Annotated in this window: 13 protein-coding genes, 2 tRNA genes and 1 rRNA gene; 9 read left to right on the top strand and 7 right to left on the bottom strand. The window is 33.7% G+C overall.

Features of this window, described 5'->3' with window-relative positions:
• Positions 1 to 34 precede the first annotated feature (34 nt).
• The gene (locus tag BLW23_RS10085) at positions 35 to 391 is read left to right on the top strand and encodes a hypothetical protein (protein ID WP_143032143.1); all 357 of its coding nucleotides are present in this window, start codon (positions 35 to 37) and stop codon (positions 389 to 391) included.
• Positions 392 to 496: 105 nt separating this feature from the next.
• A complete protein-coding gene (locus BLW23_RS10080) occupies positions 497 to 694 on the top strand; it encodes a hypothetical protein (protein ID WP_143032142.1) in 198 nt (65 codons plus the stop codon).
• A 68-nt stretch (positions 695 to 762) separates the two neighbouring features.
• Here the strand turns inward: BLW23_RS10080 and BLW23_RS10075 are convergent, their stop codons facing one another.
• The 5 genes from BLW23_RS10075 to surE all read right to left on the bottom strand — a co-directional run bounded on the left by BLW23_RS10075 (position 763) and on the right by surE (position 4,302).
• Positions 763 to 1,260 (bottom strand): C40 family peptidase, encoded by a 498-nt coding sequence (locus tag BLW23_RS10075; protein ID WP_093669435.1) that lies wholly within the window; start codon positions 1,258 to 1,260, stop codon positions 763 to 765.
• Between the two features lie 122 nt (positions 1,261 to 1,382).
• Complete coding sequence (locus BLW23_RS10070) at positions 1,383 to 1,895, bottom strand: C40 family peptidase (protein WP_093669433.1); 513 nt, start codon at positions 1,893 to 1,895, stop codon at positions 1,383 to 1,385.
• A 214-nt stretch (positions 1,896 to 2,109) separates the two neighbouring features.
• Positions 2,110 to 3,222 carry a lipid-A-disaccharide synthase gene (lpxB, locus tag BLW23_RS10065; protein WP_093669431.1) on the bottom strand — a complete coding sequence of 371 codons (1,113 nt, stop codon included), beginning with the start codon at positions 3,220 to 3,222 and terminating at the stop codon, positions 2,110 to 2,112.
• A gap of 34 nt (positions 3,223 to 3,256) precedes the next feature.
• The gene (locus BLW23_RS10060) at positions 3,257 to 3,544 is read right to left on the bottom strand and encodes a hypothetical protein (RefSeq protein ID WP_093669429.1); all 288 of its coding nucleotides are present in this window, start codon (positions 3,542 to 3,544) and stop codon (positions 3,257 to 3,259) included.
• Complete coding sequence (gene surE, locus BLW23_RS10055) at positions 3,532 to 4,302, bottom strand: 5'/3'-nucleotidase SurE (RefSeq protein ID WP_093669427.1); 771 nt, start codon at positions 4,300 to 4,302, stop codon at positions 3,532 to 3,534. The genes BLW23_RS10060 and surE overlap by 13 nt, the downstream gene beginning before the upstream one ends.
• Before the next feature lie 225 nt (positions 4,303 to 4,527).
• Between surE and BLW23_RS10050 the strand changes: the two genes are divergently transcribed.
• The gene (locus BLW23_RS10050; RefSeq protein ID WP_093669425.1) at positions 4,528 to 5,040 is read left to right on the top strand and encodes a hypothetical protein; all 513 of its coding nucleotides are present in this window, start codon (positions 4,528 to 4,530) and stop codon (positions 5,038 to 5,040) included.
• Positions 5,041 to 5,129: 89 nt separating this feature from the next.
• Positions 5,130 to 7,253, top strand: a complete 2,124-nt coding sequence (locus tag BLW23_RS10045) for a carboxy terminal-processing peptidase (protein ID WP_093669423.1) — start codon at positions 5,130 to 5,132, stop codon at positions 7,251 to 7,253.
• A 138-nt stretch (positions 7,254 to 7,391) separates the two neighbouring features.
• Here the strand turns inward: BLW23_RS10045 and BLW23_RS10040 are convergent, their stop codons facing one another.
• Complete coding sequence (locus BLW23_RS10040; protein WP_093669421.1) at positions 7,392 to 8,636, bottom strand: mechanosensitive ion channel family protein; 1,245 nt, start codon at positions 8,634 to 8,636, stop codon at positions 7,392 to 7,394.
• A gap of 9 nt (positions 8,637 to 8,645) precedes the next feature.
• Complete coding sequence (locus BLW23_RS10035) at positions 8,646 to 9,356, bottom strand: queuosine precursor transporter (protein WP_093669419.1); 711 nt, start codon at positions 9,354 to 9,356, stop codon at positions 8,646 to 8,648.
• Between the two features lie 168 nt (positions 9,357 to 9,524).
• Here BLW23_RS10035 and fabD point away from each other — a divergent pair, with 168 nt between their 5' ends.
• From fabD to BLW23_RS10010, 5 genes are all read left to right on the top strand, one after another.
• Positions 9,525 to 10,409, top strand: a complete 885-nt coding sequence (fabD, locus tag BLW23_RS10030) for an ACP S-malonyltransferase (RefSeq protein ID WP_093669417.1) — start codon at positions 9,525 to 9,527, stop codon at positions 10,407 to 10,409.
• A 206-nt stretch (positions 10,410 to 10,615) separates the two neighbouring features.
• Positions 10,616 to 11,911, top strand: a complete 1,296-nt coding sequence (locus BLW23_RS10025; RefSeq protein WP_093669415.1) for a sensor histidine kinase — start codon at positions 10,616 to 10,618, stop codon at positions 11,909 to 11,911.
• 776 nt (positions 11,912 to 12,687) lie between these two features.
• Positions 12,688 to 14,210, top strand: a 16S ribosomal RNA gene (locus tag BLW23_RS10020).
• A 91-nt stretch (positions 14,211 to 14,301) separates the two neighbouring features.
• A tRNA-Ile gene (locus tag BLW23_RS10015) sits at positions 14,302 to 14,375 on the top strand.
• 96 nt (positions 14,376 to 14,471) lie between these two features.
• Positions 14,472 to 14,545, top strand: a tRNA-Ala gene (locus BLW23_RS10010).
• Positions 14,546 to 14,847: the final 302 nt, after the last annotated feature.

The raw sequence follows: 14,847 nt of genomic DNA, 5'->3' as shown, positions 1-14,847 counted from the left end.
GAATGAAACCAAAACTACTACCAGAATTGCACTTTTGCTTTTTTTATCGATTTTCGTCATTGCTTGTAGTGATTCTTCTGAGGATATGGTTGAACAGCCACAGGCCAAAGAAAAAGAGATGAATTTATCATTTAAGCTTAATGGTGAGCATATGGATATAAAATTTAAACTTCCTAAATATGGAGGGTTTGGAAATCGTTCTGATGAATTCAATGTTGGAGAAGAAGGCATGTTGGCTGAATTTCACGAAGTTTATATCAATGAAGATTACCGTGTGAAATTATCTTTTTTAACCATTTTTACAGAACAACCAATGCTATTGCAAGAGATAAAAGAGGCTACATTATCAGAAGAGAATTTAGGAATGAACAGACCCTCTTCCTTTTTATAATAGACTAGAAAGGCATCCAAAATACAAAGGATTCTTAATTGAAATTGAAGATAAGAAAAATAATAAAACATATACGAGTAAAGTATTTCCGAGTTTAATAGCTTTATGTCGGGTTCATCATTTATGTTTAAAGAATATGAAAATGTAAAAGTTGAGATGAATGGAATCGAAATTCAGACTTTTTATATTGAAGCTGATTTTGAATGCAAATTAATTGACTACAAAACTAATCCTCTTAATAATGACATAACTGTATATGATGTATTATGGTTAATCGATTGTAAAATAATTGGATTATTTTAACAAACCTACCTAATATGGTCTCAATAAAAATGCTATTTGAAGAAGTAGCTTTTTTTGTAGATTCGTTGTCATTCAATAACTCTTTTAGCTTTAGCGAATGAAGATGCCCAGTAATTTTCTTGAAGTGAGTTTATAATAACTCCTTTTTTAGTAGTTGAATGAATAAAATAAATATCAGGTTTTTTTATTTCTGTAACTAAACCAACATGATTAATGCTTCCTTGTAATCGATCAATATTAAAAAAAAGGAGATCTCCAGGTTTTATGTCTTTCCAAGAAACTTCTTTTCCAAAATCACTCATGTCAGAAGACGATCTCGGAAGTTTAATGTCTATTTCTTTAAAAGATGTTTGAACTAAACCAGAGCAATCCATACCCGATTTTGTTGTGCCTCCTCCTCTGTATGGAGTATTGAGGTATGAATTTGCAATACTAATTACTTTATCAGATTTAGAAAGCTTGGAAGTCTTAATTGTTTTATCGTTTTGTGGAGTTGAATTGGTTTTAATGTAGCAATAAGTAATAAAACTAAGTAAGCCTATAAATAAGAAGAGTTGTTGTTTCATTAGAGGAACCTGTTGGTTATAAGTCTTAAAGTTAATAAATGAAGATTAATAATGTGTAAACATTATAGGAAATAACCTTAAGACTACCGTTTAAAACGAAATAAGAAATTCAGCATTCAGCATTAATCAATAACCCGTTTTGCTTTTATAAAAGCTCTTTTCCAATAGTTTTCTCTCAAGTAACTTACTAAAACTCCCTTCGAGCTTGTTGAGTGAATAAATTGAATACTCCCTCGTTTGGCTGAAGTAACCAAACCAACATGGTTCACGTTTCTGCCTCTTCGAGAAGTGTTGAAAAACAATAAATCGCCTCTTTTAATTTTATTCAGTGGTATTGAAAAACCTTCTGCGTACATTAATCGCGAAGTACGAGGTAGATTAATATTCCTCTTTTTAAATGAAACATAAATCAATCCAGAACAGTCCATTCCGTTTTTATTCATTCCACCATAACGATAAGGGATTCCTTTGTAAGAAACAGCGGTCCAAACTACTTTATCGGCCAGTGATGGTTTTTTTGAAACAGTTTTTTTTATAGTTTTCTTCTTAGGTGTTTGTCGAACTATTTTTTGAGAAGAACCGCAAGAATAAAGTAGAGAGAAAAAAAATAGTAAGCTGAGTAGTTTTTTTATCATAGAAGTTATTAATTGTATTAAGAAAATTATATCGGAAACTATTCGTTTATTCCTCGATACAAAATTATTCTCTAATTCATTTTAAATAATTTTTACTTGAAATGACAGTCGTTGTATGAATGTAACAATAGGGTGAAATTGTATGACTAAGATAAAAAGACTGAACTTAAATATACCATAAGAAGCTCTTAAAATTTAGAGAAAGACAAGCGGATTATTTTTTTAAACCCTCAACAATTAGTTTGGCTGTTTTGTCCGAAGCACCTTTTCCTCCTAAATGTTGCTCTAAATCATAATATTCAGAAAATAAAGTTTCTCTATACTTGGTGTTTAAAATTAACTCTAGCTCTTTCTTCAAATTTTCTGAGGTAAAGTCATTTTGGATTAATTCAGTAACAACTTTTTTATCCATAATCAAGTTTACTAAAGAAATGTATTTTAACGTAATAATTCTTTTCGCTATTTGATATGATAAGTTACTTCCTTTGTAGCAAACTACCTGCGGTACTTTAAATAAGGCCGTTTCTAAAGTAGCCGTTCCGGAAGTTACCAAAGCTGCATAAGAAATACTAAGAAGATCATAGGTTCTGTTAGAAACAAACGAAATGTTTTTTTCTTTGATAAAAGGAGCGTAAAAATCAAATGTTTGACTCGGAGCGCCGGCAACTACAAATTGGTAATCTCTAAAATCTTCAACAATAGATAACATAACCGAGAGCATTTTAGTAATTTCTTGTTTTCGACTTCCTGGAAGTAATGCAATAATTGGTTTTTCACCTAATGAGAATTCATTTCTAAATTCTATTTCATCTATTTGTTTTCTTCCATCAATACCATCGATTAATGGATGTCCAACAAACTCAGCGTCGAAGTTATACTTTTTGTAAAAATCTTTTTCAAAAGGAAGTATAACAAACATTTTATCGATATCTCTTTTAATAGCTTTTACTCTACTAGCTCGGCTTGCCCAAACTTGTGGAGAAATATAATAGTTGGTTTTATAACCTTTGTCTTTTGCCCACTTGGCAACTCTTAGGTTAAAACCAGAATTATCAATGAAAATAATAACGTCAGGGTTGAACTTGGCAATATCTTTCTTGCAAAAAGAAATAAAACCTAATATTTTCCTAATGTTCATAAGTACTTCAGCAAACCCCATAAAGGCTCGTTCTTTGTAATGTAGGACTAATTCACCTCCTACATTCTGCATAAGATCACCTCCCCAAAAACGTATTTCAGCATTTTCATCCTGTTTCAACAAGGATTTCATAAGGTTGGCGCCATGTAAATCTCCTGAAGCTTCTCCTGCAAGTATGTAGTATTTCACGTAGTTATATGGTTTTACAAAACTGAAAAATTCACTAAATAAATTTTAAAATAAACGTAAGTAATGCTATAAAAATGGTTCCAATTAAAACACCCCTAGCCCGGTAATCTTGTTTCTTTTTTAAGAAGGTAAAAAACACCAGTAAATTAGGAATAGCAGCTAGAGCCAGAGCAGTACCTAAAACACCTGCTTGTCTAATTTGCTCGAAGGTGGTAGTTAAGTCAGATTCTGAGATATATTGCAGATAAATAAAAAAACCACAGGTTGTAGCCAAAAGAGAAATTAAAACTCCTATGCCAATTTCTTTTCTTATAAATCCCATGTATTCAGTTTTTGAATTGCATGATGAGCAGTCATATCAAATTGTACAGGAACCACAGAAATATAACCATTTTCTAAAGACCAAATATCGGTATCTTGTCCTTTGTCTTTGTTAATAAACTCACCAGTTAACCAATAATATTCCTTTCCGTAAGGGCTTTTCCTTTTGTCAAAATTTTCTTTCCAGTAACCATTTGCTTGTCGACAAACTCGAATTCCTTTAATTTCATTTTCCTTTAGCTTCGGAATGTTTACATTTAAAACAACACCTTCTGGCAAGCCATTTAATAAAACGTTTAAAGTAATTTGCTCGATAAACTTTTTAGCAGCTCTGAAATTGGCATGCCAATCAAAGTCTAGCAATGAAAAACCAATAGCAGGAATTCCTTCAATTCCAGCTTCTACTGCAGCACTCATAGTACCAGAGTAAATTACATTAATCGAAGAGTTTGAACCGTGGTTAATTCCAGATACACATAAATCAGGAGTTCTGTTCAGTATTTCATTTTTTGCCATTTTCACACAGTCGGCAGGTGTTCCTGAACAACTGTATTCAATTTGCGGTCCCTCATCTATGGTTATAGGATTACAATGAAGAACGTTATTAACTGTAATAGCATGCCCCATGCCACTCTGCGGGCTATCAGGAGCTACAACAACAACATCTCCTATTTTATTCATTATCTCAATCAACATTCTTATACCAGGAGCGGTAATACCGTCGTCGTTGGTAACTAAAATTAATGGTCTGTCCTCCATACAAAATCAAGTTTTACAACAAAAGTACGCGATTTTTTTTATTGAGCTCGTTTAAACTAGTCGATTTAAAATATCAAGAAAAATAAAATCGAATATTCTAAAAGAACTGAATGCATCGTACTTTATTGGGTAAATAGATATTATAACACCATTGATTTTTAACATTTCTTAAGGGCAAGAATCCACAATTATTGCGTAAAATTGTTGGTATCAACTATAAAACTTATGGTACGAGTAATAATTTATGTCTTAGTTTCCATTTTTTTAGCAATCTGTTCAAAAGTTTCTGCACAAAATAATAAGGAAAGTTTTTGTGATACAAAGGAGTATACTCAATTTGATTTTTGGGTTGGAAATTGGAAAGTTTATAACGAAGAAGGAACTTTACTAGGCACGAATAAAGTGATAAAAACCACAAATGCTTGCGCTATTCAAGAAAACTGGGAGTCGAAAAATTCTGATAGTAAAGGAACAAGTTATAACTACTTTAATAATAGAGATAATTCCTGGAATCAAATTTGGATAGATAATAAAGGAGAATCTTTGGTGTTAAAAGGAGAGTTTAAGAATGGAGTTATGACACTAAAAAGTGATCTTATTAAAGGAGAAAAAGGAAACTATAGAAATAAAATTACTTGGGTATATCAAGAGAACGGTTCGGTTATTCAGGAATGGGTTCGGATAGGCGAAAACGGAAAAGAAACTAAAAAGTTGTTTAAAGGAATTTATAAAAAATAACAGAGTTAGTAAAAGTGGCATTATTTTAGTAGCTTAGCCATGATGTACAGTATTATTGTATCACTTACAAAAAAAACAATAGACGATTTATGAAGACGAAATTTATCATACCAATTTTTATTACAGTGCTTTTATTTACAAATGCAATTAGTGCAAATGTAAAACGAAACTTAGTGGAAGATCCTGAAAAGGATCGAATAATTGTTTATGTGCTAAAAAACATTTTAAGCAGATACCACTATGTTCAAAAAGGCTTAGATGATGATTTTTCGGAACATGTTTATAACGAGTTTATTGACGCTTTAGATCCTAGTAAGCGCTACTTTACGCAAGAAGATATCTTGGAATTTTCAAAATATAAATATTTAATTGACGATCAATTAAGAAATACTAAGATTGATTTTTATAAGTTGGTTTATGGTCGATTTTTAGAAAAACTAGGAGATGCTAAATCTATATACCAGTCAATGTTAAAAGAATCTTTCAATTACAGTAAGAAAGAGGAGATTAATGTTGATTATGAAAAAATGCCTTTTGCTAAAAACGATTCAGAACTACTTGATTATTGGAGGAAGCAGTTAAAACTTTCAGTAATAAGTCGTGTAGAGCAAGCTGAAGGGAGTCAGGAAGAAAAACTAAAAAAAGACAAGACGTTTAAAAAGAAAAGTTTTGTTGAGTTAGAAAAAGAGGCAAGAGAAAAAGTATTAGAAAACATGAATGAGCTCTATGCAAGAATTGATGAGCTTGAAAATTCAGATTGGTACTCTTCTTTTTTAAATAGTATTGTAAGTGGATTCGATCCACATACAACTTATATGTCACCTAGAGTGAAAAGTAGATTTGACCAAGATATGTCTGGTAAGCTAGAGGGAATTGGTGCAAGACTTCAAAAGAAAGGAATGTATACGCATGTTATAGAATTAATTTCTGGAGGGCCAGCATGGAAACAGGGCGACCTAGAGTCTGGAGACATCATACTAAAAGTGGGACAAGGAGAAGAAGAACCTCTTGATATTGTAGGGATGCGTTTGGATGATGCTATTAAATTTATTAAAGGTAAAAAAGGAACTGAGGTAAAACTTACGGTTAAAAAAATTGATGGATCACAACATGTAATTTCAATTATTCGCGATGTAGTTGAATTAGAAGAGACTTTTGTGAAATCTAGTATTGTAGAGAAAAACGGAAAGAAATATGGAATCATTAATTTACCAAAATTCTATATCGATTTTAGTGATTTGAATAGAAGAGACGCAGCTAAAGACATGGAGAGAGAAATAGAAAGATTGAAGTCTGAAGGTGTTAGTGGTTTAGTTGTTGATTTAAGAGATAACGGAGGAGGGTCTTTGAAAACTGCTATAGAAATAGGAGGATTGTTTATTGACAAAGGACCAATAGTTCAGGTAAAATATAGAGGCGAAGATCCAATGGTAAAGAACGATATTGATGATAAAATTCAATGGACAGGGCCTTTAGTAGTAATGGTGAATGAATTTTCAGCATCCGCATCGGAAATTTTTGCAGCGGCTATGCAAGATTATAAACGAGGAGTAATTATTGGAGGAAAGCAAACGTATGGAAAGGGAACTGTTCAAAATATTTTACCAATCAATCGTTTTTATGAACAGTATCCGAGTGATTTAGGATCACTAAAAATGACGATTCAAAAATTTTATAGAATAAACGGAGGGTCAACTCAAAAGGAGGGAGTGTATTCCGACATTGCTTTACCTTCAAGATATAGTTATATGGAGTTTGGTGAGCGTGATTTAGAAGGTGCATTGCCTTGGGATAAGGTTGAACAAGCTAACTATAAAGCGAAGAACTCATATAGCAATTTCGGAGATGTAGTTTATAATTCTCAGCAGAGAGTATTAAGTGATCAGAAGTTTCAAAAGATTAATGAATACGCCAAGTGGTTAAAGAGAAATCAAGATGATAATGTACTTTCGTTAAATTATAGTAATTTCAAAGAAGAAAGCTTGAAAAGAGAAAACGAAGGAAAAAAATATAGAGAAGTGTTTAAGTTTAAATCGAACTTGAGTTTTAACTCTCCGAAATATGAATCTCAATTGTTTAAAAAGGACACCGTATTAAAAGATAAACGTCTTGCTTGGCATAAAAATCTAAAGAAAGATATTTATATGAATGAAGCGTTGAATGTTTTGAGCGAGTTAAAAATGAATAAAGGATATTCAATAGTAAAACATTAAAACAAAAAGAGTCTCAATTTTGAGACTCTTTTTTGTTTTCTATAAGTTTAAAATATTACTAGGCTTACATTAGTTTCTTAATAAAGAAAAAAGAATGTTTGTCACGATAAATTTAAACATTAAATGGTTTTTTTTCTTTTAAAGTTTAGTGTTGTGGAAGTCTTTCCCTGTAGGAGATTCAAATATTTCTAAATCGAAATAAGAAACACTGGCAAAAATATGATCAAAAATATCAGCCATTATTCGTTCATAATCCGCCCAAATTTTGTTAGTACTGAAAGCATAAACTTCGAGAGGAATCCCTTTGGGAGTAGGCTCAAGTTGACGTGTCATAAACAAAAGCTCTTGATTGATTTGAGGATGTTGTTTTAAATATTCATCGAGATACTTTCTAAATAAACCAAAGTTGGTTAGGTTCCTTCCATTTATCAATAACGATTTATCTACTCCATTTATATTGTTGTATTCTGATATCTCCTGAGAAATATTTTTCACATATTCTTGAAGTAGTTCAATTTTCTCAAAAGAGTTTATGTCTTCAATAAATTTAATAGAATTCGCTTTAATTAAAATAGATCGTTTAATTCTTCTTCCTCCAGAATTGCTCATAGCTCGCCAATTCTTAAAAGAGTCTGAAATCAATGAGTAGGTCGGGATGCTAGTTATAGTGTTATCGAAGTTTTTAACAATAACTGAAGCTAAATTAATTTCAACAACGTTACCATCAGCAGAATACTTTTCCATAGTAATCCAGTCATTTAAGCGAACAGTATCATTAATGGTTATTTGAATACTTGCCACAAATCCTAATATTGTGTCTTTAAATATAAGTAAAAGTATAGCTGAAAAAGTTCCTAAAGCAGTAAGAAACTTATATAATGATTTGTTGGTAAGTAAAGAAAAAGCAATAATAATACTAATCATCCATAGTATTACCATAAATATCTGCACGTAGCTTTCTAAAGGTTTATCTTTAAAGGTAGGAAACTCTCTTAAAAAATCTTTTATAGTTAATAAGATACTTCGAACAAACCAGATAATAAAGAAAGTAATGACTACGGAAACAGCCCTATCTAGGTATTTAAACATAAAAGGGAAGTCTTCTAATAAAACATGTAAAGAAGAGTTAAACATTAATAGCATTACAATTCTTGCTACGTTTAGAAAAACTCGATTTTTAATGAGTAAATCGTCAAAAGAGGTTTTCGTTTTGTAAGCAATTTTGCTCAGATATTTTCGACCTAAAAACCGTAATATTCTGAATAGGACATAGCCAATGGCCAAAATAATGAATAAGTTCGATATCAAATTTAGGTATACAGAAACTTCATGAGGTAAATGAAGTTTGTTCTTAAAAATATGATAGAAAAATTTAGTTGTCATTTGCCTTTTTTAAGAATCAAAATTAGGGATTTCTTCACCAGGTTTTAAATTAAATTTCTTTCTGAAGAAATAAACAGTAATATATAATAAAGGAGTATCGAAAGCGGCGACAATAATTTTAAATAAAACTCCACTTATTAGAAGTCCCCAAAATTTATTCCATTCAATAATATCAAATAGGCATAGTAAAACTAATACCGTTAATGTGTCTATAAATTGAGAAGAAAAAGTAGAAAAGTTATTACGAAGCCATAGGTGTTTTCCTTTAGTATAAGATTTCCAAAAATGATAAACACGAATATCTACAAACTGAGCAAACAGGTAAGCAAGCATTGACGCTAAAACGGCTAAAGGAGCCGCGCCAAAAACATGTGTAAAAGTAGCATCATTTACTTGAGACCATTCTGTTGCAGGAGCATGTTTTGAAACATAAATAATTCCTAAAGAAAAGAAAGAAGCAAAAATCCCAGCAATAACCATTTGATTTGCTTTGGCTTTACCATATACTTCCGATATAATATCCGTAATCAAAAAAGTAATAGGGTAGGGAAGTAATCCCACGGAAACTTCAAAAAGTTTGGTGTCAAAAACCGTAATATCAAAAGGATACCAATAAAAGAATTTTTGGAATATTAAGTTTGATGTTACTAAGGAAGCGATAAATAATGACGCTAAAATTAAATAAATTAAAAGTGCCTGTGATTTCTGTTGTGCGGTCATAAAACGAAGATAGTAATTTTAAAAATTGTATGTTTGCAGAAAACAAACAATAGCAAATAAAAATGAAATCTAATATGCTAAACAATGGTTCTTATTGAATAAAGGATTACTTGTTTTTAGTCTTAAAGATTACATTTTTAAATATATCTAAAAAATAAAAACAAACAGATGAAAGCATATATTTTTCCGGGGCAGGGAGCACAGTTTACTGGAATGGGATTAGATTTATATGAAAAATCTCCAATAGCTCAAGAGTTGTTCGAAAAAGCAAACGATATTTTAGGGTTTAGCATTACTGATATTATGTTTGAAGGAACTGCGGAAGAACTAAAACAAACCAAGGTTACTCAACCAGCTATATTTTTGCACTCTGTTATTTTAGCAAAAGTACTTGGAGATAGTTTTAAACCTGAAATGGTGGCAGGACATTCGTTAGGAGAATTATCTGCTCTGGTAGCAAATGGAGTTTTGTCTTTTGAAGATGGATTAAGGTTAGTGTCAAAAAGAGCTTTGGCAATGCAGAAGGCTTGTGAAATTCAACCATCAACAATGGCGGCTGTTCTTGGGCTTGAAGATAATGTTGTAGAGGAAGTTTGTGAAGAAGTTGAAGGAGTGGTAGTTGCTGCAAATTACAACTGTCCAGGTCAATTAGTAATTTCAGGACAAATAGAAGCTATAGAGAAGGCATGTGAAATTTTGAAAGAAAAAGGAGCAAGAAGAGCAATGGTTTTGCCAGTTGGAGGAGCTTTTCATTCGCCAATGATGGAGCCGGCTAGAGAAGAGTTGGCAAAAGCAATTGAAGAAACACAATTTAATGAGCCTACTTGTCCAGTTTATCAAAATGTAGTTGCAAAGGCAGTGACGGATCCAAAAGAAATCAAAGAAAATTTAATATCTCAATTAACAGCTCCAGTAAAATGGACTCAATGCGTTCAAGCAATGATTAACGACGGCGGGACTGAGTTTACCGAAGTAGGCCCTGGTAAAATATTACTTGGATTAATGCGTAAGATAGATAGAAGTGTTGATGCTTCTTTAGCTAAGTTTGAGTAAAACATAAAGCATAAAATTTAGTAAGCTCCGTTAATGATTCATTAACGGAGTTTTTTTTGCGTCTAATGGAATTCTCTAATTGTATTAGAAAATCATACAACGTTAATTATGGGTAACTTGTCTATAGATACTGCGTAAGTCATAGAAAGAAATATGTTATATCCGTAATTAATTGTTAATTGATTTTTAGGGAGATATTTTTCATAATGAATTTGAGTTTTTTTAAGGAAATAGGGCGGTTAGAAGCCTTTGAAATAAAAAATAGTAGTAAAGTACTTACATTAATAGGACCTGGGGTGTTTTTGTATTCGGTAATAATTCATCGATTTAACCCAGATTTAATCCATGTGCCGTTCGCGCGCGAATTTTTTACATTATTGTTTTTAGGAGTAGGATTATTGCCATTAACCAAGAAAAAAATTGTTCTTGATAACTATGGTATTTTTGTGTTCTTATCCATGTTTGCTTTTGAGCACTATCTGATATATATGATGTCACTTAACAATTTTTCGTTAGATTATTTGTTGGGAGCTTATATAGCAACTTTCGGAGGAATACTCATGCTAAATAATAGATGGTTAATTATTCTGTTTAGCACATTTCAGTTGCTGCATACTGCTCATAGGGTAGTTGTTAATGATTTAGATTTAATTACAGAAGGCGCTATTTTAATTTCTATTACCACCATATTTATATTTTCATTCATTATTCTAAATGGTGCAATGCAATACAGGAAAGGACTTGAAGAGATGAACTCTCAATTGGAGTCTAAGATAAAACAGCGAACAATAGATTTAGAAAATAGGGCGAAGGAGTTGTATGAGCGTAATAAAGATCTAGAAGAATTTGCCTATGTTGTCTCGCATGATTTAAAAAGACCACTTCGTAATATCTACACTTTGGCAGAATGGGTTACTTCAAAAGAGCTTCTAGAGGAAAACAGCGTTCAAGAAGATTCAGAGATGTATGAGAATTTATTTATAATAAAGGAGCAGGTAGTTCAAATGGATATGCTTATCAATGGAATTTTGAATTACTCACTTCAAATGGAGAAAGAGAAGGAGATAAAAAAGGTAAATGTTGATTCCTTAGTGAAGAGGGTTATTATGGTGAATACGGCTGAGAATTGTACAATAGAGGTGGTTAATAAATTACCAGAAGTATATTTTAACGAATCTCAGTTATTACAGGTTTTTCAGAATTTGATACAAAATGCGATAAAACATAATGATAAGGAGAAAGTACATATCCAGATAGACGTTGATGAGAAGTTTAAAGACTATGTTTTTTCAATTTCCGATAATGGTCCAGGTATCGCAGAGAAATATCATCAGAAGATTTTCCAACTATTTCAGAAGTTAGAATTACAAGCACATGTTGATTCTATAGGGATAGGATTGGCTTTAGTGAAAAAGATTATCGAACGAAATGGAGGAAAAGTATGGCTAGAGAGTAAAAAAGGAGAAGGAACAACGTTCTATTTTATGGTAAGTAAACCATAAAAGAGTAAAATAGTATAGAAGGCGCCCTGTTAATTGAAAAATTATCAGGGCTTTTTTATGGGGTTATATAAAGGTATATAGAGTGTAATAATGGGGGTAACTGTTTGTATGAAAAACCAAAACTAAAAAGGGTAAAAAAACTTAGTCATACAATCGCTTGATATCTAGGTTTTTTTGAGGATATATTACGGGAGTTTTAAAATAACTTTAAAAAAGTGTTGTGGGGCTAAAAAATGGTTGTATGTTTGCAGCCGCTAACACGGAAACGCAGATACAGAGTTAGCAAGTTCATTGAGGTTAGGGTTGGATTAAGAGATATTAGGGAGTTGAAAAAATAAGTTAAAAAAAGCTTGTTTAGGAAGAAATAAAAATGGTATCTTTGCCATCCGATTTTGACGGCAAGTTCATTGATTTATTGCGGAGATTTCTTTAGAGTTTTGAGGAGACTTTTTTCAAAAAAAAGTTTGTCAGTTTTAAAAGAGTTTATATCTTTGCATCCGCTTTAAGAGAGCAACACGATCACAGAAATTTTGGAATGATTTGAGGTAAAAAAAATCAGTTAGTTCGATTCTAACATTTCAACAAGAAGTTTATTGGGATTTTAGTTTAGAAGACTAAAAAGAACGGTAAACAAAGTTCATTGAAAATATTGAAATTGACAGCGTAATTTAAGAGATTAAATAAACAAAGAGTAGAATTACCACAGAGGCATCTTATTAAGATGTTTCACTTGAAATTCTTTTGAAGACTTGACATTACATAATATTAAAGATTATACAATGAAGAGTTTGATCCTGGCTCAGGATGAACGCTAGCGGCAGGCTTAACACATGCAAGTCGAGGGGTAACAGGAGTAGCTTGCTACTTGCTGACGACCGGCGCACGGGTGCGTAACGCGTATAGAATTTGCCTTGTACAGGAGGATAGCCTTTAGAAATGAAGATTAATACTCCATAATGTTGAATTCCGGCATCGGGATTTAATTAAAGATTTATCGGTACAAGATGACTATGCGTCCTATTAGCTAGATGGTAAGGTAACGGCTTACCATGGCAACGATAGGTAGGGGGTCTGAGAGGATTATCCCCCACACTGGTACTGAGACACGGACCAGACTCCTACGGGAGGCAGCAGTGAGGAATATTGGTCAATGGAGGCAACTCTGAACCAGCCATGCCGCGTGCAGGATGACTGCCCTATGGGTTGTAAACTGCTTTTATACAGGAAGAAACCGCTCTACGTGTAGAGTGCTGACGGTACTGTAAGAATAAGCACCGGCTAACTCCGTGCCAGCAGCCGCGGTAATACGGAGGGTGCAAGCGTTATCCGGAATCATTGGGTTTAAAGGGTCCGCAGGCGGTCAATTAAGTCAGAGGTGAAATCCTATAGCTTAACTATAGAACTGCCTTTGATACTGGTTGACTTGAGTTATACGGAAGTAGATAGAATGTGTAGTGTAGCGGTGAAATGCATAGATATTACACAGAATACCGATTGCGAAGGCAGTCTACTACGTATATACTGACGCTCATGGACGAAAGCGTGGGGAGCGAACAGGATTAGATACCCTGGTAGTCCACGCCGTAAACGATGGACACTAGTTGTTGGGTTTTGGCTCAGTGACTAAGCGAAAGTGATAAGTGTCCCACCTGGGGAGTACGATCGCAAGATTGAAACTCAAAGGAATTGACGGGGGCCCGCACAAGCGGTGGAGCATGTGGTTTAATTCGATGATACGCGAGGAACCTTACCAGGGCTTAAATGTGGTCTGACAGCTTTAGAGATAGAGTTTTCTTCGGACAGATCACAAGGTGCTGCATGGTTGTCGTCAGCTCGTGCCGTGAGGTGTCAGGTTAAGTCCTATAACGAGCGCAACCCCTATCGTTAGTTGCTAGCAGGTAATGCTGAGGACTCTAGCGAGACTGCCGGTGCAAACCGTGAGGAAGGTGGGGATGACGTCAAATCATCACGGCCCTTACGTCCTGGGCCACACACGTGCTACAATGGTATGGACAATGAGCAGCCACTATGCGAATAGGAGCGAATCTATAAAACCATATCACAGTTCGGATCGGAGTCTGCAACTCGACTCCGTGAAGCTGGAATCGCTAGTAATCGGATATCAGCCATGATCCGGTGAATACGTTCCCGGGCCTTGTACACACCGCCCGTCAAGCCATGGAAGCTGGGGGTGCCTGAAGTCGGTTACCGCAAGGAGCTGCCTAGGGTAAAACTAGTAACTAGGGCTAAGTCGTAACAAGGTAGCCGTACCGGAAGGTGCGGCTGGAACACCTCCTTTCTAGAGAAGATGGTGTTAAGTTACTAAAGAAGTGTAATTTTACTCTGCTGTTAATTTTAAAAAAAAGAAGACTAAGCACAGATCTTAAAATAGTCTTGTAGCTCAGCTGGTTAGAGCGCTACACTGATAATGTAGAGGTCGGCAGTTCGAGTCTGCCCAGGACTACTTTTTTTAAAGAGATGTTTCATAGTTTTCAGGAAAAACTAGAAGTTGAGTAGTAGTTGAATAACTACTAACTACTATGTACTACTACTAGTATATGGGGGATTAGCTCAGCTGGCTAGAGCGCTTGCCTTGCACGCAAGAGGTCATCGGTTCGACTCCGATATTCTCCACTATGTATTGCCTATAGATAATTGGTATTATCTAAGAGCATTACACGAATAGCACTGATACTTATCAGTTGCGGTTCGCAACGTTCATTGACATATTGGTAAAATGATATCGTAAAGAATCAAGATAGAGAGTTAGATTAATATCTAACGACATATTTTTATAAAAAAATAATTAAGAATTATAAAGAGCTCGTTTCCGATTAACATCGGAAGCAAAAAGTACAATAAGCTAAATAAGGGCGTATGGAGGATGCCTAGGCTTTCAGAGGCGACGAAGGACGCGATAAGCTGCGATAAGTTAC

The organism is Tenacibaculum sp. MAR_2009_124, from assembly GCF_900105455.1.
Classification (GTDB): Bacteria; Bacteroidota; Bacteroidia; order Flavobacteriales; family Flavobacteriaceae; genus Polaribacter.
The sequence above is the reverse complement of the archived record's forward strand: the minus strand, read 5'-3'. Positions and strand labels throughout refer to the sequence as shown.